At 50.9% G+C, this 21,440-nt stretch carries 21 protein-coding genes; 16 read left to right on the forward strand and 5 right to left on the reverse strand.

Features of this window, described 5'->3' with window-relative positions; genetic code table 11:
* Window positions 1-8: 8 nt before the first annotated feature.
* The 5 genes from A3841_RS15140 to rpsF form a co-directional block, all read right to left on the reverse strand.
* Complete coding sequence (locus tag A3841_RS15140; protein ID WP_073853371.1) at window positions 9-2,075, reverse strand: thioredoxin domain-containing protein; 2,067 nt, start codon at window positions 2,073-2,075, stop codon at window positions 9-11.
* Between the two features lie 165 nt (window positions 2,076-2,240).
* Window positions 2,241-3,221 carry a GSCFA domain-containing protein gene (locus tag A3841_RS15145; RefSeq protein ID WP_073853373.1) on the reverse strand — a complete coding sequence of 327 codons (981 nt, stop codon included), beginning with the start codon at window positions 3,219-3,221 and terminating at the stop codon, window positions 2,241-2,243.
* 96 nt (window positions 3,222-3,317) lie between these two features.
* Window positions 3,318-3,761, reverse strand: a complete 444-nt coding sequence (rplI, locus tag A3841_RS15150) for a 50S ribosomal protein L9 (protein ID WP_073853375.1) — start codon at window positions 3,759-3,761, stop codon at window positions 3,318-3,320.
* A gap of 12 nt (window positions 3,762-3,773) precedes the next feature.
* Complete coding sequence (gene rpsR / locus A3841_RS15155; protein WP_073853377.1) at window positions 3,774-4,025, reverse strand: 30S ribosomal protein S18; 252 nt, start codon at window positions 4,023-4,025, stop codon at window positions 3,774-3,776.
* Complete coding sequence (rpsF, locus tag A3841_RS15160; RefSeq protein ID WP_073853379.1) at window positions 4,025-4,393, reverse strand: 30S ribosomal protein S6; 369 nt, start codon at window positions 4,391-4,393, stop codon at window positions 4,025-4,027. The genes rpsR and rpsF overlap by 1 nt, the downstream gene beginning before the upstream one ends.
* Before the next feature lie 538 nt (window positions 4,394-4,931).
* On the opposite strand from rpsF, the gene A3841_RS15165 reads away from it, so the two are divergent.
* From A3841_RS15165 to A3841_RS15240, 16 genes are all read left to right on the forward strand, one after another.
* Window positions 4,932-6,245: a cytochrome c3 family protein gene (locus A3841_RS15165; RefSeq protein ID WP_073853381.1), complete on the forward strand. Its 1,314-nt coding sequence runs from the start codon at window positions 4,932-4,934 to the stop codon at window positions 6,243-6,245.
* Window positions 6,246-6,289: 44 nt separating this feature from the next.
* Window positions 6,290-9,277 (forward strand): TAT-variant-translocated molybdopterin oxidoreductase, encoded by a 2,988-nt coding sequence (locus A3841_RS15170; RefSeq protein WP_073853383.1) that lies wholly within the window; start codon window positions 6,290-6,292, stop codon window positions 9,275-9,277.
* 20 nt (window positions 9,278-9,297) lie between these two features.
* Window positions 9,298-10,728, forward strand: a complete 1,431-nt coding sequence (gene nrfD / locus A3841_RS15175; RefSeq protein WP_073853385.1) for an NrfD/PsrC family molybdoenzyme membrane anchor subunit — start codon at window positions 9,298-9,300, stop codon at window positions 10,726-10,728.
* The gene (locus A3841_RS15180) at window positions 10,721-11,245 is read left to right on the forward strand and encodes a DUF3341 domain-containing protein (protein ID WP_073853387.1); all 525 of its coding nucleotides are present in this window, start codon (window positions 10,721-10,723) and stop codon (window positions 11,243-11,245) included. Before nrfD ends, A3841_RS15180 begins: the two co-directional genes overlap by 8 nt.
* Entirely contained in the window at window positions 11,245-11,910 is a 666-nt protein-coding gene (locus tag A3841_RS15185) for a c-type cytochrome (protein ID WP_073853389.1), read from the forward strand. The genes A3841_RS15180 and A3841_RS15185 overlap by 1 nt, the downstream gene beginning before the upstream one ends.
* Before the next feature lie 25 nt (window positions 11,911-11,935).
* Window positions 11,936-13,204, forward strand: a complete 1,269-nt coding sequence (locus tag A3841_RS15190) for a quinol:cytochrome C oxidoreductase (RefSeq protein WP_073853391.1) — start codon at window positions 11,936-11,938, stop codon at window positions 13,202-13,204.
* 24 nt (window positions 13,205-13,228) lie between these two features.
* The gene (locus A3841_RS15195) at window positions 13,229-14,278 is read left to right on the forward strand and encodes a cytochrome c oxidase subunit II (protein WP_073853393.1); all 1,050 of its coding nucleotides are present in this window, start codon (window positions 13,229-13,231) and stop codon (window positions 14,276-14,278) included.
* Between the two features lie 33 nt (window positions 14,279-14,311).
* Complete coding sequence (locus A3841_RS15200) at window positions 14,312-16,138, forward strand: cytochrome c oxidase subunit I (RefSeq protein WP_073853395.1); 1,827 nt, start codon at window positions 14,312-14,314, stop codon at window positions 16,136-16,138.
* Window positions 16,139-16,147: 9 nt separating this feature from the next.
* On the forward strand, window positions 16,148-17,224 hold the full coding sequence (locus A3841_RS15205) for a COX15/CtaA family protein (protein ID WP_073853397.1): 1,077 nt from the start codon (window positions 16,148-16,150) through the stop codon (window positions 17,222-17,224).
* Window positions 17,225-17,265: 41 nt separating this feature from the next.
* The gene (gene cyoE / locus A3841_RS15210; protein WP_235861431.1) at window positions 17,266-18,120 is read left to right on the forward strand and encodes a heme o synthase; all 855 of its coding nucleotides are present in this window, start codon (window positions 17,266-17,268) and stop codon (window positions 18,118-18,120) included.
* A gap of 9 nt (window positions 18,121-18,129) precedes the next feature.
* On the forward strand, window positions 18,130-18,714 hold the full coding sequence (locus tag A3841_RS15215; RefSeq protein ID WP_235861432.1) for a cytochrome c oxidase subunit 3: 585 nt from the start codon (window positions 18,130-18,132) through the stop codon (window positions 18,712-18,714).
* 23 nt (window positions 18,715-18,737) lie between these two features.
* The gene (locus A3841_RS15220) at window positions 18,738-19,484 is read left to right on the forward strand and encodes a cytochrome c oxidase subunit 3 (protein WP_073853403.1); all 747 of its coding nucleotides are present in this window, start codon (window positions 18,738-18,740) and stop codon (window positions 19,482-19,484) included.
* Between the two features lie 74 nt (window positions 19,485-19,558).
* Window positions 19,559-19,900: a cytochrome C oxidase subunit IV family protein gene (locus A3841_RS15225; protein WP_073853405.1), complete on the forward strand. Its 342-nt coding sequence runs from the start codon at window positions 19,559-19,561 to the stop codon at window positions 19,898-19,900.
* 55 nt (window positions 19,901-19,955) lie between these two features.
* Entirely contained in the window at window positions 19,956-20,573 is a 618-nt protein-coding gene (locus tag A3841_RS15230; protein ID WP_235861433.1) for an SCO family protein, read from the forward strand.
* On the forward strand, window positions 20,551-21,105 hold the full coding sequence (locus tag A3841_RS15235; protein ID WP_073853409.1) for a DUF420 domain-containing protein: 555 nt from the start codon (window positions 20,551-20,553) through the stop codon (window positions 21,103-21,105). Before A3841_RS15230 ends, A3841_RS15235 begins: the two co-directional genes overlap by 23 nt.
* 31 nt (window positions 21,106-21,136) lie before the next feature.
* Window positions 21,137-21,403: a hypothetical protein gene (locus tag A3841_RS15240; RefSeq protein ID WP_073853411.1), complete on the forward strand. Its 267-nt coding sequence runs from the start codon at window positions 21,137-21,139 to the stop codon at window positions 21,401-21,403.
* The last annotated feature ends 37 nt before the right edge of the window (window positions 21,404-21,440 follow it).

Raw genomic sequence — 21,440 nt, forward strand, 5'->3', positions numbered from 1 at the left:
ATGCCTGGTTACAAGGAAGGAAACTTGGGTTGTTGCTCTGCACCCTTCAGCTGCTTCAGTGCCTCGGCGGCGGTATGCACCGGCAGCTGGCAGGTTTTGTTATAGCACACATACACGGTGGTTTTCCCGTTAATTGCTACTCTGTCCTCCAGCAATGGCAACTTGCTGTTGCTGGCTTCGGTGGCGCCTGCAAGTATAACGTTAGGCAGATAAAAGGAGGTGAGTTCAGCGCGCATTTCCGGTGCCTCTGGGCCTACAATGGCGATCTCGGCCGTGGGCGTGAGCTTGTGAAAGTATAAAGAGGCCCAGTTGCCCAGGTGCGAAGGCTCCTTCAGCAGCAGGTCTTTTACACGCGCCAGCATCTCGTCGGAGAGGGAAGTATGGCGTTCGTCATCAAAGTATAAACCCAGGAAGTGCAGGTTAGTGGCCATCACAGAGTTGGGGGAGGGAACGACGTTATCGAAAATTTCCTTTTTGCGGGCGATGAGCTGCTCTGCGTTTCTGTCAGTGTAGAAGAACAGGCTCTCCTTTTCATCAAAGAAGTTCTCTAAAGTATAATCTGTTAAGTTTTTTGCCTCCAGCAGCCACTGCTCGTCGAAGGTTACTTCATACAGGCGGATCAGGGCGCGGATCAGCAGGGCATAATCGTCCAGGAAACCATCGATAGTGGCTTTGCCTGCCTTATAGTTATGGTAGAGTCTGTCACCGTTCTTCAGGTTGTCAAGTATAAACCGGGCGTTCTTCAGGGCCAGCTCCAGGAAATGCTTATTCCCGAACGTGTAGTAGGCGTCGGCCAGACCTTTCAGCATCAGCGCGTTCCAGGAGGTCAGGATCTTGTCGTCCAGCGCCGGACGAATGCGGCTGGCGCGCACCTTCATCAGCTTCTGTTTCCAGTTCTGCACCATCTCCTCCAGCACGTCCATCTCCAGCTCATTCTCCTTTGCAAACTTCTCGTCCGGGATGCGGCGGTGCAGGATGTTGCGGCCGTGCTCGAAGTTTCCGGAGGCGGTGGCGTGGTAATACTTCGAGAAGATCGGTTCCTCGTCGCCCAGGATATCCTGCAGCTCCTGCTTCGTGAAAGTATAAAACCGGCCTTCCTCGCCCTCACTGTCGGCATCCAGCGAAGAGTAAAAGCCACCCTCCGGGCTCATCAGCTCCCGCTCCACAAACGCGATTGTCTCATACACCACATCATGGTACAGCGATTCGTGCGTGGCCTGGTACGCCTCGGCGTACAGGCTTATAAGCTGGCCGTTGTCGTAGAGCATCTTCTCGAAGTGCGGCACCAGCCATTCGGCATCCACGGAGTAGCGCGCAAAGCCGCCGCCAAGCTGGTCGTAGATGCCGCCGTAGGCCATTTCGCGGAGCGTCAGGTGCAGGTGGTTCAGGATGGTCTGGTCGCTGGTGTGGTGGTGGTAGCGGAGCAGAAAGAGGAGATTTCCCGGCATCGGAAATTTCGGAGCATCGCCCATGCCACCGTTCTTTTTATCGAACTGCCTGCTCAGGTTATGCCCAATCAGCTTGAAATCATCCTCCCGCACGTGGTAGTTCTGCTGCTCCAGGCCATACTTCTCCAGCTCGTTGCGGTTCAGGTGCCGGGCAAATTGCTCCGCCGACTCGTTCAGTTCATCGCGGTTCGTCGCATAAGCCTCGGCTATGTTGGCAAGCAATGCCTTCCATCGTTTGGGCGGGAAATAAGTGCCGCCGTAAAACGGCTTTGCCTCAGCGTTGAGGAACACGTTCATCGGCCACCCGCCCTGCAAACCCATGGCGTGCAGCGCATCCATGTATACTGCGTCCACATCGGGGCGCTCCTCCCGGTCCACTTTAATACACACAAAGTGTGTGTTCATCACCTCAGCTATACTTTTCTGCTCAAAGGCCTCCCGCTCCATCACGTGGCACCAGTGGCAGGCGGCATAGCCAACGCTCACCAGGATCGGCTTGTCCTCCTGCTTTGCCTTTTGCAGCGCTTCCTCTCCCCAAGGATACCAATCCACCGGGTTGTAGGCGTGCTGCAAGAGGTACGGGCTGCTCTCGTGTATGAGTCTGTTGGGTTTCTTATCTACTGCCATAGTTTATTTTTGGACACAAGTAGCAGGACACAAGACACAAGACGTTACATGAATGAAAGTTTATATGTTAGTCGAGCTACTTGATACCTGCTACGTGTGTCGCTTAAAGTCTCGAAGCTATTTCTACGGCTGATACAGGCAAAAGTGTATTACGGGCTGGTATGGCTAAGGCAGGAGCTGTTTCCGGAGGGTTTTGGCTTCGCTGCTGACGTCGATCTTATACTTCTGGCCTAGTTCCTGCAGCTGTTGCAACGTGTTTTGCAAAAATTTCTGGTGCGCCTCAGATTGTGGCTGGAACGGCCGGTGCGCCACCGCCCGCTGTATCTTCTCCCATTGGTCCATAAACTGCCGGAAGTCAGCAGTATAATACGCGTCCACGAACCTCTGCCAGATGTAGTCCTCCGCCAGCGGAGTGGGGTGCAGCATGTCCTCTTTGTAAAAGCGGTAGTCGCGCAGGTCATCCATCATGATCTCGTAGGCCGGGAAGTATAAAACCTCCTGGTGCGCCTCCTGCAACTGGTGGCACAGCAAACGCAGGCTGGCCTTGCTCACGCTGTTCAGCTCTATTGTTTCCTTTAGATGGCGCACCGGGCTCACCGTCAGGAGCACCTTCATAGCTGGGTTCACTTGCTTCAGCTGCGCGAGCATCTGTTCAAAGGCAGTTCGCATTTCCTCCACCGTCAGTAGCTCCCGGGTAAAGTTTCTGGCAGGCAGCTTGTGGCAATTGGCCACCAGCTTGCCGCTTTCCTGCAGGCGGTAAGCCATGGCCGTGCCCAGCGTTATGATGAGGAGAGAGGCGTTCTGCAGTTGCTGGCCCGTCTGGCGCAGCCGCTCCTGTATGGTTTGCAGTAGCTCTTCTTTATTGGCGCTGGCGAGGGAGGAGTGAAGGTCGTAGGCGTACCAGATGCCGTTTTGCTGCACCAGGTGCTCCTCAAAAGTATAAGCCTGCCCTGTGGCGGCACGCAGCAACAGGCTCACTGAGATAGGGTTGAAGATGGTGCCGAAGGGATTGACCACTACATCCACCTTGTGTTGCTGCAGCTTGCTGCCGATTACCTCGGCGAAGCAGGAGCCGATGGTGAGCACCGGGTGCTGCAAGTCAAGGCTAAGGCCAGCGCGGGGTACCTGTACTTCGGTCCGGAACATCTCTTATACTTTGCTTGAGTTATACGTGCAATATGGCAAAAAAAAGCGTCCTGCCGGTGGGGCAGGACGCTTTCAAATAAGTATTTTCAGGTAGGCTTATTCAGCAACTACGTTGAATTTAACCTGGTGCTTCACCTCTTTGTGCAAGCTCAGCGTAGCAGTGTACTCGCCGGCAGTTTTCACGTCCTGGTCAAAAGAGATACGCTTGCGGTCCACATCATACCCTTTCGCCTTCAGGGCCTCTGAAAGCTGGTTGGTAGTCACGGAACCGAAGATCTTGCCGGTCTCACCCACTTTGGCAGGAAGCTCGATAGTGATGTCACCGATGCTGTTGGCCAGCTCCTGAGCATCATTCTGAATCTTCTCAGCCTTGTGCGCCGCCTGGCGGATGTTCTCAGCTACTACTTTTCTGCTTGATTTGTCAGCGATAACTGCCAGACCCTGCGGGATAAGGTAGTTACGGCCGTATCCTGGCTTTACTTCAACAATGTCGTTCTTGTAGCCGAGGCCTTTAACGTCGTCTTTAAGTATTACTTCCATCGTTCGACCTCCTTATTTTAAAGAATCCGTTACATAAGGTAAAATGGCAAGGTGTCTTGCACGGGCAACAGCCTGAGACACTTTGCGCTGGAACTTCAGGCTGGTGCCTGTCAGTCTTCTTGGGAGGATCTTGCCCTGCTCGTTCACGAACTTCAGCAGGAAGTTGCCATCCTTGTAATCGATGTACTTAATACCGCTCTTCTTGAAACGGCAGTACTTCTCACGATTCTCTTGTTTGTGTACTCTTTCGTTAACTAAGCTCATTATCCTTTAACCTCCTCTTTTTTAGCTTGTGATTTGAACTCGCCGTTTCTTCTGCGCTCGTTGTAAGCCACAGCGTGCTTATCAAGGGCGGTTGTCAGGAAACGAACTACTTTTTCATCACGGCGATAAGCCAGTTCAAGCATGTCCACCACGTTAGTTGGCGCTTTAAACTCGATCAGGTGATAGAAACCTGTAGACTTCTTCTGGATAGGATAAGCCAGTTTGCGAAGACCCCAGTTTTCTTCGTGGATAACGTCGGCGCCATTTTCCTTTAGCACCTCTCTGAACTTCTCGACCGTTTCCTGCATCTGAGTCTCGTTAAGCAACGGAGTCAGGATGAAGACAGTTTCGTAATTTCTCAATTCCATCGGTTCGATATATGGTTATAAATTTAGCCTGCAAAGGTAAGGCGCTAAAGTATAAATAGCAATAGGTGCTGCTATAAATAAGTAAGGCACAGCCTCTAGGGGGTGAGCATGGGAATGGGATAGGCGGCGGGTACATCTCTTATATATTAAGGTGTGAATGTATTCCCGGGATGTGCCGTGCAGGGGAGGGGCTGCAGATGCTGCGGAAAAATAAAGTCAATTTATACTTTGGTAAACACAAAACATAATTGAACAAAATAGTACAATCGTCGTTGGTGTTTAATACCGAAAATTTAGGAATATTTTGAAGGACGGAGAGACAGGGGAGGCCGGAGTTATTTAGATTGATTATAAATAAAAAGGCTTAAAAAGCATCAAAAAAACGGTTTTTGGTTGCAAGTGTGGTGGTACTGAGGAGGTGGTGACACGCAGGCCAAATAATAAACCTATTATGTTTGATTAATGGAATTCGCATAGTAGATTTGTGCCCATAAAGTAAATTCACCATATCATATACTAAACACAAGTGATCTTGGCTATGGTTAGCTGTATACTTAAAACTCAATCTAAAATTTTGTACACCTTCCTGTTAGCTCTGGTGGTTTCATTCAGTGCTTTTGCGCAGGAGAGCGAGCAGGCAGAGGTAGCCCAAAAAGGTGTTGAGCCTGGCGCTACTGCAGGTGCGGAAGTGTCTACCGGGGATCCAGCGATTATATCGGCGGGAGAGGCCTTGTTTAAAAACAACTGTGCTGTGTGTCACTCCGCCGGCAGCGACGTAATTGTAGGTCCCGGCCTGCAGGGTGTTACGGAAAAACGCAGCGAGTCATGGCTGATCAGTTGGACAAAGAACTCCCAGGCGCTTATCCAGTCAGGCGATGCGGATGCGATTGCCATTTACAACCAGTTTAACAAGCAGGCAATGCCTTCTTTCGCTTTCTCTGATGATGAGGTGAAGTCGATATTTGCCTACATCGCGTCTGGGCAGGGTGTTGCTTCGGCACCAGCTGCCGGTCCTGAGGGCGCTACTGCCGGTGAGAACGTGGGTACTGACGCGGTTGGTTCCGCCGGAGCCATCGGAGGTTACCTGGATATCGTGCTGGTGGTCCTGATCGTCGTGCTGATTGTGCTGGTGGTGACACTGTTGCTGATCACGTCGCTGCTGAAGAACTACCTGAACAAGAACCGTAAGCTGAATGAGTATGACGCTGAGGTTGTTAACCAGCGCTTCGACTTCTCCAAGATATATAAGTCCAAGGCCGTTCGCACACTGGTGGTGCTCATCTTCGTGGTGGTGCTGCTGGACCTGACGATAGATAAGGTGATGGGAATCGGCATCCAGCAGGGTTACGCGCCGAAGCAGCCGATTGCTTTCTCGCACAAACTGCACGCTGGCCAGCACCAGATCAACTGTAACTACTGCCACACAACGGTTTACGAAAGCAAAAGCGCCAGCATTCCATCTGCGAACATCTGTATGAACTGCCACAGCCAGATCAAGACAGAGTCTGCAGAGATTCAGAAGATATACAAAGCCATTGAGCGCAATGAGCCGATCCAGTGGGTGCGTATCCACAACCTGCCGGACCTGGCCTACTTTAACCACTCACAGCACACGCAGGTGGGTGGCGTAGAGTGCCAGACCTGCCACGGCCCAATCCAGGAAATGGATGTGGTTTACCAGTATTCTCCACTTACCATGGGCTGGTGTATAGAGTGCCACCGCGAAACACCACTGAACACAGAGGGTAACGGCTACTACGACAAGCTGGTAGAACTGCACGAGGCTTCTTCGAAGGGTGCCTTCACAGTGACCTCGAACGGTGGTGCAGAGTGCTCTAAGTGTCACTATTAATCAATCTCTATTTCAATTAAGTATTCGAGTTTTCTAAATATAATATGCAAGACAGAATAAAATACTGGAAAGGAATTGAGGAGCTGGAAAATGCTTCGGAATTCGAGAAGCATGCTCATAACGAGTTTCCAGAATTCCTGCCGATCAACGAAGTGGAAGGGGGAGAGTCTGTTTCAAACGGCAAAACACGCCGCCGCGACTTCCTGAAGCTGTTGGGCTTTAGTATGGCAGCCGTGTCGCTGGCCTCCTGCGAGGCGCCGGTGCGCAAGGCTATTCCATACCTGAACAAACCGGTAGACGTGGAGCCAGGAATAGCGAACTGGTACGCCTCTACCTTTTACCTGAACGGGGATTACAACAGCATACTTGTAAAGACCCGCGAAGGCCGTCCTATCAAGATTGAGCCAAACCCAAGCTCCGGACTGACGCCACTGGGCACTAGCCCGAAGGCACAAGGCTCCCTGCTGGGCTTGTACGATACAAACCGTCTGCGCTACCCGCTGAAAGCTGGTAAAGAGGCGAAGTGGGAAGATGTAGACAAGGAGATCCGCTCGCGCCTTTCCAATGTAAGTGGCAAAGTGGCTTTCGTGTCATCCACCATCATCAGCCCATCCACTCAGAAGCTTATCAAAGAGTTCGGCTCGCGCTTCGGCAACTTCGAGCACGTTACCTATGACGTGAACTCTGCCTCTGGCCTGCTCCAGGCTAACGGCGGTGTTATCCCAGGGTATGACTTCAGCAAAGCGAACATCATTGTAAGTATAAATGCTGATTTCCTGGGTACATGGGTGGCCCCTGTGCCTTTCGCCAAGCAGTATATCCAAAACAGAAAGCTGAACCCGGATAACCCAACAATGTCGCGCCACTACCAGTTTGAGACGATCCTGTCGCTGACTGGTTCTAACGCAGACGTGCGCGTGCCTATCAAGCCTTCTGATGAGGCTGCTGTGGTTACTGCGCTGCATAACGCTATTACCGGTCGGGGTGCCTCCAGCACAGCGGTAGACGCCAAGATCATGGCAGCTGCTGTGAAAGACCTGCAGGCAAACAGCGGCAGGGCGCTGGTGGTATCCGGTTCTAACGATCCGGGCGTACAGGCCATGGTGAAAGCCATCAACACGGCCTTAGGCGCTGACGGTACCACTATCGATACGGCTGCTCCATACTATGTGAAGCAGGGTAACGATGCGGCTATGATCCGCCTGATCGAAGAAATGAATGCCGGCTCTGTAGGTGCCGTGTTCTTCTATAACGCCAACCCGGCGTACAACCACCCGCTTGCTGCCAGAGTGGCTGCCGGTCTGAAAAAAGTAGGGCTGAAGGTTTCGTTCGCTGACAGAGTGGAGGAGACTGCCAAGCTTGCTGATTTCGTTACGCCGGATCACCACTACCTGGAGTCCTGGAACGATTTCGAGCCGAAAAAAGGCTTCCTGAGTCTTTCCCAGCCGGTTATCAGCCCAATTTTCACTACCCGCCAGATGCAGGACAGCCTGTTGGCCTGGAGCGAGCAGAAGACTGAGTTCTATGAGTACCTGCGCAACAACTGGAGAACCGTAGCTACAGGTAAGTTTGACGAGGCCTGGGAGAAGGTGGTACATGACGGCGTACTGGAGAACGGTTCAAGCCTGATGAATATAACTCCTTCAACTGCCGCCGCTTCCACTTCGGTAAGAAAGGTGCAGCCAGCCGCGATTGAGGCAGTACTGTACGAGAAAGTAAGCGTAGGTTGTGGCGAGTTGATCAACAACCCATGGCTGCAGGAGCTTCCTGACCCCGTATCGAAAGCTACCTGGGGTAACTACGTGGCCATGCCGCGCCTGATGGCGGAGGAAATGGGCATCGTGCAGGGCGACGTGCTGAAGGTAACCTTCGCGAACAACGAGAGCATTGAGCTGCCGGCGCTGGTTCAGCCTGGTCAGGCTAACGGAACTGTGGCCATTGCTATGGGTTATGGCCGTGACCTGGAGTCGATGCCTGTTGCCAAGGGACTAGGCGCGAACGCTTTCCCTATAGCAACGGTAAACGACAATGCCGTATTGTATACAAGTGGCGTAAAGCTCGAGAAAACAAATGCTACTTCTCCTATCGCACAAACGCAGACGCACCATACCATTATGGACCGCATCGTGGTGCAGGAGAACACGTTTGCCAAGTATAAAGAAAATCCGAAAGAAGTGACGGAGTATATCCGTATCGCCACACACAGCGGCCCGGCCAAACCGGCTGCCATCTCTCTTTGGGATGATTATGAGTACAAGAACCACCACTGGGGCATGGTTATCGACCTAAACTCCTGTATTGGTTGTGGTGCCTGTACCATGAGCTGTAACGTGGAGAACAACATTCCGGTGGTAGGAAAAGCCGAAGTGCTGATGCGCCGCGAAATGCACTGGATGCGTATAGACAGATACTACAGTGCCAAGGAGCATGAGCCGAAGGATTACGCTGAAATGGAGCACCCTGCAGATAACCCTTCAGTTATCTTCCAGCCAATGCTTTGCCAGCACTGTAACCACGCACCGTGCGAGACAGTGTGTCCGGTGGCGGCCACCATGCACAGCTCGGAAGGTATCAACCAGATGGCCTACAACCGTTGCGTTGGTACACGTTACTGCGCCAACAACTGCCCTTATAAAGTTCGTCGCTTCAACTGGTTTGCCTACGCGAACAACGACAAGTTCGGATTTAACGAGCCGATGAACAACGACCTTGGCAAGATGGTGCTGAACCCGGACGTGACAGTACGTGGCAGAGGTGTGATGGAGAAATGCTCTTTCTGCGTACAGCGTGTGCAGTTAGGTAAACTCGAAGCCAAGCGCGAGAACAGAAGACCGAAAGACGGTGAGATCGTGACAGCCTGTGCACAGTCTTGCCCTACGGAGGCCATCGTTTTCGGCGACATGAAAGATCCGGAGAGCCGCATCTCCAAAATCCTTTCCCGTCAGCAGGGCGAGCGTGCGTTCCACGTACTGGAGGAGCTTAACGTGCAGCCTAACGTGACGTACCTGACTAAAATTAGAAACTTAGCTTAACTTTAAATACTGAGAGCTTTATGCAGCATGTATCTCCGATAAGAGAGCCTCTGGTAACGGGGGGGAAAACATACCACGACATCACCCAGGATGTCTGCAGACAAGTGGAGGCGAAGCCCAACGTGCGTTGGGCCGCTGCCCTTGCCGTAGCATTGGTTGGCTTAGCTATATTTATCTACTCTGTATACCGCACACTATGGTACGGTATCGGCGAATGGGGACTTAACAAAACAGTTGGTTGGGCATGGGACATCACCAACTTCGTATGGTGGGTAGGTATCGGCCACGCCGGTACGCTGATCTCAGCCATTCTCCTCCTGTTCCGTCAGAAGTGGAGAACTTCCATCAACCGTGCAGCGGAGGCGATGACAATCTTCGCCGTAATCTGCGCCGCCATGTTCCCGGTTCTGCACATGGGCCGTCCGTGGCTGGCCTACTGGGTGCTTCCACTGCCAAACACATTCGGATCGCTTTGGGTTAACTTCAACTCACCGCTTCTTTGGGACGTGTTCGCGATCTCCACTTACTTCTCCGTATCACTCGTTTTCTGGTACATCGGCCTGATTCCTGACTTTGCCACTATCCGCGACAGGGCTACCGGTCCTATTGCCAGAAGGGCTTATGCCGCTTTATCAATGGGCTGGACAGGTTCAGCAAAGGCATGGTCCCGGTACGAGACCGTATCCCTTATCCTGGCTGGTTTGGCTACACCACTGGTACTTTCGGTACACACGATCGTATCCATGGACTTTGCAACCTCTGTAATCCCGGGCTGGCACACGACCATCTTCCCTCCATACTTCGTGGCAGGTGCGATCTTCTCAGGCTTCGCCATGGTGCTTACCCTGATGATCATTACCCGAAAGGTATTCTTCCTGGAAGACTATATCACCCTGGAGCACGTGGAGTCGATGAACAAGGTGATCATCCTGACGGGCTCTATCGTAGGTATCGCTTATACTACAGAGTTCTTTATCGCCTGGTACTCAGGTGTGGAGTATGAGCAGTATGCCTTCATTAACCGTGCTTTCGGTCCTTACTGGTGGGCCTACTGGTCGATGATGACCTGTAACGTGATCACACCGCAGCTTTTCTGGTTCAGAAAGATCAGAAGAAGCCTGACCGCTACCTTTATCATCTCGATCTTTGTGAACATCGGTATGTGGTTCGAGCGTTTCGTGATCATCGTAACCTCATTGCACAGAGACTACCTGCCATCATCCTGGGCTATGTTCTCTCCAACCATCATCGATATAGGTGTATACGTTGGTACGATAGGCCTATTCTTTACACTGTTCCTGCTGTTTGCAAAGTTTTTCCCGGTGGTGAACATGGCCGAGGTGAAAGCGATCCTGAAGTCTTCTTCAGAAGTGACACACAGTCATGGCAGAGGTGCTACCATGCATGCTACTGATAAGGATTCGAACTCTAATACACATCACAATGAATAAGAAGTTTGTTCTAGGTATTTATGATGATGAAGATGTGCTGTTGGCAGCCATCGAGAATATCCGCGCCGCCGGAACCAAGATTTATGACGTGTTTTCCCCCTATCCGGTACACGGTATTGACGACGTGTTAGGCATTAAGCGCTCAAGACTCCCAATCGTGGCCTTTTTCGGGGGACTAGCCGGGATGTCGTTCGCACTGTGGATGCAGATATGGATGATGGGCTTCGACTGGCCGATGATCATTGGTGGTAAGCCGCACATCGCGCTTCCTTCCTTTATCCCGGTTACGTTTGAGCTAACGGTACTCTTCAGTGCCTTTAGCATGGTGATCGTGTTCTTTATCGTGTCTAACATGAAGCCGTCGCTGAAGGTGAACGTGTTCGACAAGCGCTCTACAGACGACAAATTTGTGATGGCTATAGAAGTGAAAGAAGGAGCAACCGACATGGAGGCTCTCAACAATCTTCTTCGCTCTAACGGTGCTATTGAAGTTAATGAGAAGGAGGTAGTAAAATAATGAAGAGGATGATAAAAACAGGCTTTACAGCCTCAGCTATACTTTTCTCTGCTGCAGTTCTCTTTTCCTGCAGCAATGAACAAGACCCAGGGGTCGAGTTTGCCCCGGACATGTACCACTCTGTTCCTCTTGACCCTTATTCTCAGATAAAAGAGAACAAGTTTAACCCTGCCGGTATGAACATGCGTGAGCCGGTTAAAGGTACGGTAGCACGTGGCAAGCAGGGGTATAACGTTTATCTGTCCGAAGATAACGCCGAGACAGCAGGTGCAGAGCTTAAAAACCCACTTGCCAGAAACACAGCGAACCTGGAAGAGGGAAAGGTGCTGTATGCCCGCTTTTGCTCGCCATGCCACGGTGCTGAAGGCGACGGGCAGGGACTGGTAGGCCAGAAGTTCAAGGGGGTGCCATCGTATACGGCTGGCCGTGTGGCGGAACTCCCAGGAGGCCATATTTACCACGTTATCACTTACGGCAGAGGACGTATGTTGCCTCACGGTTCACAAGTAAACCCGGAGGAGCGCTGGAAGATAGTTATGTATGTACAGCAGCTACAGAAAGGGGAGACAGGCACTGCGGTTTCTGATGACGCTTCGGAAGAGGCCGCGCAGGAAGCTGATGAGGCCGGAACCAAGAATCCTGTAACCGGAACCCCTAATAACTAAGACTAAGGCATAAAATAAAGGGATAATGACAGAAGAAAGACTCATCATTTCCAGAAAAACGAACAATAAGTTTTTCTTAATGATAGCTGTAGGTGTAATTCTACTTATAGCAGGCATCATTTTTATGGCCGCAGGCGGAGGAGCAGATCACGGTGAGGGACACGGTGAGGCTGCTGCAGCAGGTCATGAAGCCGCTTCATGGACAAAGCGTTTATTCGTGAACCTTTGGCTGAACAACGTATACTTTACAGGGATTGCCCTGATCGGCACCTTCTTCGTGGCAGTACAATATGTATCTTACGCCGGCTGGTCCGTTCTGGTTAACAGGGTTGCTTTAGCGCTTAGCTACTTCCTGCCAATAGGGGGAGTGGTTATGCTGCTGGTTTTCCTTTTTGGTGGACACGACATCTTCCACTGGACACACGATTATCTGTATGATCTTAACGATGAGCGGTATGATCCGATCATCGCTGGCAAGTCGCCTTACCTGAACACGGCGTTTTTCCTTATCCGTATGGTGCTATACTTTGCCCTTTGGATCTGGTTTTCCATGTGGTTGAGGAAAGAGTCTATGAATGAGGACCTGAACGGCAGTACGAACTACTACCATAAGAGCATCCGTATTTCAGCCGTCTTCCTGGTAATCTTCGGTATCACTTCTTCTACTGCTGCCTGGGATTGGGTACTCTCCATCGATACGCACTGGTTCTCCACCATGTTCGGATGGTATGTATTTGCCAGCTGGTGGGTATCCGGCCTTGCCGCCATTACCCTTACGGTGATCATCCTGAAGCAGAACGGTTACCTGAAGATGGTAAACGCTAACCACCTGCATGACCTGGGTAAGTTTGTGTTTGCCTTCTCTATCTTCTGGACCTATATCTGGTTCTCTCAGTTCCTGCTCTACTGGTATGCGAACATGCCGGAGGAAGCAATCTACTTCATTGAAAGGCTGGGCGGTAACGGAGGCCATTATAAGTGGATCTTCTTCTTCAACCTGATCATAAACTTTGTGCTGCCATTCCTTGTTCTGATGACCAGGGATTCAAAGCGCCAGATGATCATGCTCAAGATTGTTATGATCGCCATCCTGATCGGGCATTGGTTTGACTTCTACCTGATGATGATGCCTGGTACACTGCGTACAGACGCCGGTATAGGCTTCATTGAAATCGGTACTGCCCTTATCTTCTTAGGAGTGTTTCTGCTAGCCTTTACGAAGGGACTTTCAAAAGCATCCCTGGTGCCGGTAAACCACCCATTCCTGGAGGAGAGTGTACACCATCATGTTTAGAGACTATACTAAAAGCGCTATATAATGATTACTATCGCCATTGGTTTATCCATTCTTTTATTACTGATCATTCTCTTCCTGCTTTTCAGGATCGGAACGCTGACGTCAATCTTCCGGGGTTCAACGGAGCGTGCGGCCGGTACAACCAAAGTAAGCAACCGTGTAAACGGAACGCTGCTACTGCTCTTCCTGGTATTGGGTGGAGTGGCTTTTGCCTGGTCCTTTGCGGATGCATGGGATGATATGAACCTGCCGCTTGGCTCATTGCACGGGGAGTGGACGGACAACCTGTTCTGGACAACCATGATCATCATCGGAATCGTGTTTGTGATCACGCAGGTGTTGCTGTTTCTCTACTCATACAAGTACCAGCACAAGGACGATAAGCGTGCCTACTATTACCCGCACAACAACAAACTGGAGATCGTTTGGACGATGATTCCTGCTGTTGTGATGGCGATACTGGTATTTGGTGGCTGGCAAACCTGGACGAAGATCACCAGTGCAGCTCCTGAGGACGCTGTCGTGGTGGAGATCGTAGGCAAGCAGTTTAACTGGATGGTGCGTTACCCGGGTGCTGATGGCAAGCTGGGTGTTGCCAAAACAACGCTCATAGATGCTACAAATGAAATTGGGGTAGACTTCAGCGATCCAAACGCGCAGGACGATATCATCAATCCGCTTCAGATACATGTGCCCAAAGGCAAGCCGGTGCTATTGAAAATCAGATCGCGAGATGTGATCCACAGTGTGTTCATGCCGCACTTCCGCCTGAAGATGGATGCTGTTCCTGGTATGCCTACCAAGTTCTGGTTTGTACCGACGAAGACGACAAACGAAATGGCTAGCGAGACCGGAAATCCGGACTTCAAGTATGAATTGGCTTGTGCAGAGATCTGCGGAAGAGGCCACTTCGCCATGCGTTTTGTAATTGTGGTAGATGAGCCGGAAGAGTATGAGGCTTGGTTAGCGAGCCAAACTCCGTTCGTTGAGCAGAACCCTCAGGTGCTGGCAAAATTCCAGAAGGAAGGCGCTACTGAACTTGTAGCTGAGGCTAAGGAAGAAGTAGAATAAACTGATTTGTCGCATTTTAATTCCTAAATAAGAATGTCTAGTACAGATATAACGATTAACAGGGATGTACATCACGCCCATGAGGAGCATGATCATCATCACGATCAGAACTTTTTCGAAAAGTATATCTTTAGCCTCGACCATAAGGTAATTGCCAAGCAGTACCTGTTCATGGGTATTATATGGGCATTTATCGGTGGCTTTTTGTCTATCTTATTCCGTTTGCAACTGGGCTGGCCTGAGGCCACGTTCACGTTCCTGGAGCCTATACTTGGCGGCTGGGTGGAAAATGGCAAGCTGAACCCTGAGTTCTACCTGGCCCTGGTGACGATGCACGGTACCATCATGGTATTCTTCGTGCTAACGGCCGGCCTTAGCGGTACGTTCAGTAACTTCCTCATTCCGCTGCAGGTTGGAGCACGTGACATGGCGTCGGGTTTCATGAATATGCTCTCTTTCTGGATCTTCTTCATCGCCAGTGTGATCATGTTCTGGTCGCTCTTCCTCGAGACAGGCCCAGCTGGTGGCGGGTGGACGGTTTATCCGCCGCTGAGCGCGCTGCCAGAGGCCATCCAGGGGTCCGGCGACGGTATGACGATGTGGCTGATCTCTATGGCACTGTTTATCGTATCGCAGCTGCTAGGAGGTGTAAACTACATCACAACGGTGATTAACCTGCGTACAAGAGGCATGTCTATGACGAAGCTTCCGCTGACGATATGGGCATTCGTGCTTACTGCAGTTCTGGGTCTTCTGGCTTTCCCTGTATTATTATCAGCGGCTCTGCTGCTCATCTTCGACCGCAGCTTCGGCACCAGCTTCTTCCTTTCCGATATCTACATTGCCGGACAGGCACTAACCAACACGGGTGGCAGCGCTATACTTTTCCAGCACCTGTTCTGGTTCCTGGGGCATCCGGAAGTATACATCGTGATCCTGCCTGCGATGGGTCTGGTATCAGAGGTTATTGCCACTAATGCACGCAAGCCTATCTTCGGCTACCGCGCCATGATTGGCTCGCTGGTCGGTATCGCCGTACTTTCTTTCGTAGTATGGGCGCACCACATGTTCGTGACGGGTATGAACCCGTTCCTGGGCTCGGTGTTCATGTTCCTCACGCTGATCATTGCCGTACCATCGGCGGTGAAGGTGTTTAACTGGATCGCCACGCTTTGGAGAGGAAATATCCGCTTTACTAGCGCTATGATGTTTGCCATCGGATTCGTGTCGCTCTTTATCTCCGGTGGTCTGACGGGTATTATACTTGGTAACTCCGCCCTGGACATACAGCTGCATGATACTTACTTTGTAGTGGCGCACTTCCACCTGGTAATGGGTGCCGCAGCCTTCTTTGGTATGTTCTGCGGGGTATACCACTGGTTCCCGAAGATGTTTGGCCGTATGATGGATGAGAAGCTGGGCTTTGTTCACTTCTGGTTCACGTTCATCTCTGTTTACCTGGTGTTCATGCCAATGCACTACATCGGTATAGCGGGTTTCCCAAGAAGATACTATAACTGGACAGGCTTTGAGACCTTCAATATCTTCACAGATATGAACACCTTCATCAGTATCGCCGCTATACTTGGCTTTACTGCGCAGTTCATCTTCCTGTTCAACTTCGTCTACAGCATCTTCCGCGGAAGAAGAGCTACTGAGAACCCGTGGCACTCCAACACGCTCGAGTGGACTACGCCGGTTCTTCCAGGCCACGGCAACTGGCCAGGTGAAATTCCAGCTGTTTACAGATGGCCTTATGACTACAGCAAGCCAGGTGCTGCTGAAGATTACATTCCACAGACAGTACCTTTCTCGCAAACGCAGTCGTCTAACCTGCCCAACGAGAAGGATTTCGAATAAAGCGTATTAATGGCTATCAAATCTTTTCAATATAAAAGATTTAGAAATATCGGGGTACTGACGGTTTTTGCTGTCTACTTCCTGATATTGGTCGGGGGGATCGTTCGCAGCACAGGTTCAGGCATGGGATGTCCGGACTGGCCAAAGTGCTTCGGCAGCTGGGTTCCTCCGACCGATGTTAGCCAACTTCCGGATGATTACCTGGAAGTATACAAGCAACAGCGGATAGAGAAGAACCAGAAACTGGCCGGATACCTGGACGGACTGGGGTTTGAGAAAATCTCTGCCACCATCTTCTCCCACCCAAGCCAGTACATCGAGACGGAGTTCAATGTCACGAAGACCTGGATTGAGTACATAAACCGTCTGGTAGGGGCACTGATAGGCATCTTTATTTTTCTGACGGTGGTGTACGCCATACCTTACCTGAAGGAAGACAAGGCAGTGTTTTACCTGTCCCTGATCAGCTTGCTGCTGGTGGGCTTTCAGGGCTGGCTGGGCTCCATCGTGGTCTCTACCAACCTATTGCCTGTTACCATTACCATACACATGGCGCTGGCGCTGGTACTTGTAGCGTTGCTGCAGTATGCGGTTGCCCGTGCAAATAAAGATAAGGTACTAACCGGGTACCAATTCTCGCCAAAGCTAAATCTGCTGTTGTGGACCCTGGCGCTTCTGACCTTCGGGCAGATTCTGATAGGTACGCAGGTGCGGGAGGAAGTGGACCTGATATCCTTTACAATGGGTGGAGCGGAGAGAGCTTCCTGGGTGGATAACTTGGGAATGAGTTTCTACATCCACCGGTCGTTCTCTATACTTTTGGCGGCCTTGCATATTTACGTGGCCCTGCTGCTTTACAGGTTACAAAACCGTCAGATCACGGTATTGACGCATGTAATGCTGGCGCTAGTCGGGGCAGAGATAGTCATCGGAGTCATCATGGCCTATTTTGCCATTCCTCCGGTGCTTCAACCACTGCATCTTACGTTTGCGGCCCTGCTATTCGGGGTGCAGTTTCAGCTTTTGATCGTTTATTACTACGCCTCTCGCAAGGCGAAAACTCTGCAAGTAGTTGTTCATAACTAATGTACACGAGCAATACAAAGACGCTACTGCAAGCTTCAACCATGGCTAACAAAGCAACGGCATATTTTCAGTTATTGAAGTTTCGCTTAAGTTTAACTGTTACCTTCTCTAGTGCCATCGGTTTTATACTTGGGAATCCTAACGCCAGGTGGTATGACATCGCCCTGGTGATGCTGGGAGGGATGCTGGTAACCGGTGCTGCCAATATTATAAACCAGATCCTGGAGAAGGACCTGGATAAGCTGATGAAGCGCACAGCTAAACGGCCGCTCCCTACCGGCGTATTAACTGTAAAGGAGGCTGCCGTATATTGCTTTCTTCTGGCACTGGCAGGAACGTTGCTGTTGGGTATATACTTTAATCCGCTGGCTGCTGCGTTATCGCTTTTGTCGCTGGTGCTTTACGGGTTTTTCTATACGCCACTGAAGCGCATCAGCCCGATATGCGTGTTTGTAGGGGCCATACCTGGGGCTATGCCTCCGCTGATTGGCTGGGTGGCGGCAACAGGGGCCATCGAGGCGGAAGCGATCATACTTTTTGGCATTCAGTTTTTCTGGCAGTTCCCGCACTTCTGGGCCATTGCCTGGGTGCTGGATGATGACTATAAGAAAGCTGGCTTCAAGATGCTGCCTATGGAAGGCGGCAAGAACCTGAAGACCGCGATCCAGATTATGAGCTACACGCTGGTGCTGATTCCGTTGAGCCTGCTGCCGCTGCAGTTCGGCATGACTGGGGTTACCTCCGCGATGATTGCCGTGGTATGCGGCGTATTATTTCTTGCCCAGACATTTTACCTGATGCGCACCTGCTCTAAAAAAGCTGCCATGAGCATTATGTTTGGTTCGTTTTTATATCTGCCTATTGTGCAGATAGCCTTTGTATTAGATAAAATTTAGATTATGGCAATGGCTAATTTTCCAGTAGATGAGCATAACAGCCGTGGTGGGGTGCATCCTTTAAAATTCTCGCTGTGGTTGATTATTATAAGTATTATCATGATGTTTGCAGCTTTTACGAGCGCTTACATCGTAAGAAGGGAGGAAGGAAACTGGCTGGAGTTCGATCTGCCAAACATCCTGCTGGTCAACACGATTTTGATCCTGCTGAGTTCAGTTACGATGCAATTTGCGTATAACTCGGCTACGCAGGATAACATCGGCAGGGTGAAGCTGCTGCTGCTGCTGACCCTGGGCCTGGGGGTCGCTTTCCTGATAGGGCAGTGGTATGCCTGGGCTGACCTGGTACAGAATAACATATACTTTGGAGGCACGGGAAGTAACCCTTCCGGCTCTTTTCTGTATGTGCTTACAGGGGTTCACGGGTTCCACCTGATCACGGGGCTGATCTTTGTGCTGATCGTGTTCCTGAGCAGCCTGAAGTATAAGGTTCACTCCAAGCGCCTGCTGCGTATACAATTGTGCACGGTGTATTGGCACTTTTTAGGAGGGCTTTGGCTATATTTGTATATATTCTTAAGAATAAATCACTAAACACGTTTTTCAATACATAAACTATGTCTACTTCAACTACGCTGGAAGCACCTAATACGGGTACATGGGACGGTGGTAACGAACCAATGAAAGCGAGCTATGGTAAACTCATGATGTGGTTTTTCCTGCTCTCAGATGCGTTTACTTTTGGTGCCTTTCTTATTGTTTACGGACTTGCCCGCCACGCGCACACGCCTTACACAGGTGAGGCGGAGGCTTTCACTTTCTCTACGGAGTGGTGGCCGATACCTGAGAAGGTGTTCAATGCCTTCCCTGGCTTTCATGGGGTAGATCTGCCGCTGGCATTCGTGGCCTTGATGACGATGATCCTGATCCTTAGCTCGGTTACGATGGTGCTGGCTGTAGAGGCGGGCCATCGCATGGACAAGAAAGATGTGGAGAAGTGGCTGCTTTGGACCATTCTGTTTGGTGCTACCTTCCTGGGATGCCAGGCATGGGAGTGGACCCACTTTATCGTGGGAACTGACGAAGGCATGCTGCTGGCGGATGGTACCCGCGTGTATGGCGCCAACATGACCGTAAACCAGTATGGGCCGCCCTTGTTTGCCGACCTGTTCTTCTTTATCACAGGTTTTCACGGCTTCCACGTAACCATAGGATGGGTACTGTTGGTAATTGCCTTTATCAGTACCGTTAACGGCGTCTACCACAAGCGGGGCCACTACGAAATGGTGGAGAAGATTGGTTTGTACTGGCACTTTGTGGACCTTGTTTGGGTATTCGTGTTCACCTTCTTCTATCTGATCTAATAGTTAAGCAATAACATAGGGGCACTGTAAGGCTAAAGCAAGCAGCGCTCCCGGACAAAACATATCACTGGATTATGGCACAGCATACAGAGACCGATTTTTACCAAACAGACGACATTCCTAAGCCGCAGACAAAGGCTATCTGGAGAACGTTCATCATACTTGTAGGGCTTACGGCGCTTGAGTTCATCTTTGCCTTCAGCATGGATGCAGGCACGGCCAGGAACGCTATCTTCATCATCCTGACGATCTTTAAGGCGTTCTACATTGTGGCGGAGTTCATGCACCTGAAGCACGAAACCAAGTCGCTGATCTGGTCCATCGTTATTCCGTTGGCCCTCGTTATCTGGCTGATGGTGGCATTACTGGCAGAGGGAAGTTACTACTACGAGTCCATCACCAATTACTTTAAATAAGTATACTTTCTTGATGAATCCATTCAAGGCACTAATATTAGGACTCCTACTATTAGTGCCTATTCTTATTTTTATATTTATCAGTGTCTTTGGCACGCACCATTTTTCGCTAAAGACCTATTACCCCAAGCGCGATGACGGTGGCAGGGTGGTCTACGATGCCGCCGGTGATACCATCTTTCAGCAAGTACCATACTTTAAGCTGCATACCCTTACGGGCGACAGCCTATCGCAGGAAGACCTGGATGAGAGCATTTACGTGGCTGGCTTCTTTCGCCTTCCCTGCGCGGACTCCTGCCAGAAGGTTTTCTCGCAGCTGGTGCGCGTGCAGGAGGCATTTGCAAACAATCCGCAGCTGAAGCTTGTTTCCTTTGCAGTCAATGCCGCCTCGGATACGACGATGTCCCTGCAAAGTATCACCAGGGAGTATAAGGTGCAGGAGGATAAATGGTACCTTTTGGCTGCCGACGAGGCGCTTGTAGGATCATTGACGAAGGGCTTTCACGAGCCGGCTGAGCAGCAGGGCGAAGCGCCCATGACCGGCGGCCGCCTGTTGCTGATAGACAAAGAGAAGAAGGTCAGAGGCGTTTACGAAGGCACAGCGCCCGAGGACGTAGACCGACTTATACTTGAAATTAACGTATTGCTGGATGAGTACAGTAAAAGAAAGTAACCTGACAAGTGCGCATGACCGCAAGTTCCTGACCCTGATTGCCGTGCTTTCCGTGGCCATACCGGTCACGATAGCCCTGCTTTTCTTTATGCCGGAGTCAGGCGCAGCGGATGTGGATGTGTCATACTTGCCTGGCTTTCACGCCACCCTCAACTCCCTTACGGCCATTACGCTTGTGATAGGCTATGTGAACGTGAAGCGCGGAAACACCAGGGCCCATCGGACGGCAATGCTGGTAGCTTTCAGCCTGTCGGCTATTTTCCTGGTTTCGTACGTGACGTACCATTTCCTGGGGCAGCGCACCGTGTATGGCGGGGAGGGGCTTTTGAAGTATATTTACTACTTTATTCTCCTGACGCACATCGTGCTGGCGGTGGTGATTGTGCCGCTGGTGCTGCTTTCCGTATACTTTGGCATCACGAATCAACTGAAGCGCCACCGACGTATCTCTAAATGGACGTTTCCGGTCTGGCTGTACGTAGCCATAACGGGAGTGCTGGTATACTTGCTGATATCGCCCTACTACGCATAACTAACTGATTACTTTTTTACAACCTGGAGTGATGAGACAGAAACTGAACAGAATCGTAACGGCAGTGGCACTTGCCTTTATACTTATGTTTGCCACCACGGATGCCTACAGCCAGTGCGCCATGTGCCGCGCCACCGTGGAGTCTAACGTTGGGACGGGCAGCGACGCCTCCGGCAACGAGGTGGGGAGCGGCCTGAACATGGGAATTCTTTACCTGATGGTGGTGCCCTACCTGCTGATAGGAACCGTTGGATTCCTGTGGTACAAGAACAGCCGCAAGAACGCCAATAAAGCGTAAGGAGAATTCCTCCTGGAGTATAAATGCCTTTGCACCG

Origin of the sequence: Pontibacter flavimaris, from assembly GCF_001907195.1 — a bacterium.
Lineage (GTDB): Bacteria > Bacteroidota > Bacteroidia > Cytophagales > Hymenobacteraceae > Pontibacter > Pontibacter flavimaris.

Excerpts from the sequence above, each read along its gene's own strand:
- A3841_RS15195 (WP_073853393.1), top strand. The coding sequence starts at position 13,229 with ATGATTACTATCGCCATTGGTTTATCCATTCTTTTATTACTGATCATT.
- A3841_RS15165 (WP_073853381.1), top strand. The coding sequence starts at position 4,932 with ATGGTTAGCTGTATACTTAAAACTCAATCTAAAATTTTGTACACCTTC.
- A3841_RS15140 (WP_073853371.1), bottom strand. The coding sequence starts at position 2,075 with ATGGCAGTAGATAAGAAACCCAACAGACTCATACACGAGAGCAGCCCG.
- A3841_RS15180 (WP_073853387.1), top strand. The coding sequence starts at position 10,721 with ATGAATAAGAAGTTTGTTCTAGGTATTTATGATGATGAAGATGTGCTG.
- A3841_RS15145 (WP_073853373.1), bottom strand. The coding sequence starts at position 3,221 with ATGTTCCGGACCGAAGTACAGGTACCCCGCGCTGGCCTTAGCCTTGAC.
- A3841_RS15170 (WP_073853383.1), top strand. The coding sequence starts at position 6,290 with ATGCAAGACAGAATAAAATACTGGAAAGGAATTGAGGAGCTGGAAAAT.
- A3841_RS15185 (WP_073853389.1), top strand. The coding sequence starts at position 11,245 with ATGAAGAGGATGATAAAAACAGGCTTTACAGCCTCAGCTATACTTTTC.
- rplI (WP_073853375.1), bottom strand. The coding sequence starts at position 3,761 with ATGGAAGTAATACTTAAAGACGACGTTAAAGGCCTCGGCTACAAGAAC.
- A3841_RS15200 (WP_073853395.1), top strand. The coding sequence starts at position 14,312 with ATGTCTAGTACAGATATAACGATTAACAGGGATGTACATCACGCCCAT.
- rpsF (WP_073853379.1), bottom strand. The coding sequence starts at position 4,393 with ATGGAATTGAGAAATTACGAAACTGTCTTCATCCTGACTCCGTTGCTT.
- nrfD (WP_073853385.1), top strand. The coding sequence starts at position 9,298 with ATGCAGCATGTATCTCCGATAAGAGAGCCTCTGGTAACGGGGGGGAAA.
- A3841_RS15220 (WP_073853403.1), top strand. The coding sequence starts at position 18,738 with ATGTCTACTTCAACTACGCTGGAAGCACCTAATACGGGTACATGGGAC.
- A3841_RS15215 (WP_235861432.1), top strand. The coding sequence starts at position 18,130 with ATGGCTAATTTTCCAGTAGATGAGCATAACAGCCGTGGTGGGGTGCAT.
- cyoE (WP_235861431.1), top strand. The coding sequence starts at position 17,266 with ATGGCTAACAAAGCAACGGCATATTTTCAGTTATTGAAGTTTCGCTTA.
- A3841_RS15240 (WP_073853411.1), top strand. The coding sequence starts at position 21,137 with ATGAGACAGAAACTGAACAGAATCGTAACGGCAGTGGCACTTGCCTTT.
- A3841_RS15205 (WP_073853397.1), top strand. The coding sequence starts at position 16,148 with ATGGCTATCAAATCTTTTCAATATAAAAGATTTAGAAATATCGGGGTA.
- rpsR (WP_073853377.1), bottom strand. The coding sequence starts at position 4,025 with ATGAGCTTAGTTAACGAAAGAGTACACAAACAAGAGAATCGTGAGAAG.
- A3841_RS15190 (WP_073853391.1), top strand. The coding sequence starts at position 11,936 with ATGACAGAAGAAAGACTCATCATTTCCAGAAAAACGAACAATAAGTTT.
- A3841_RS15225 (WP_073853405.1), top strand. The coding sequence starts at position 19,559 with ATGGCACAGCATACAGAGACCGATTTTTACCAAACAGACGACATTCCT.
- A3841_RS15235 (WP_073853409.1), top strand. The coding sequence starts at position 20,551 with ATGAGTACAGTAAAAGAAAGTAACCTGACAAGTGCGCATGACCGCAAG.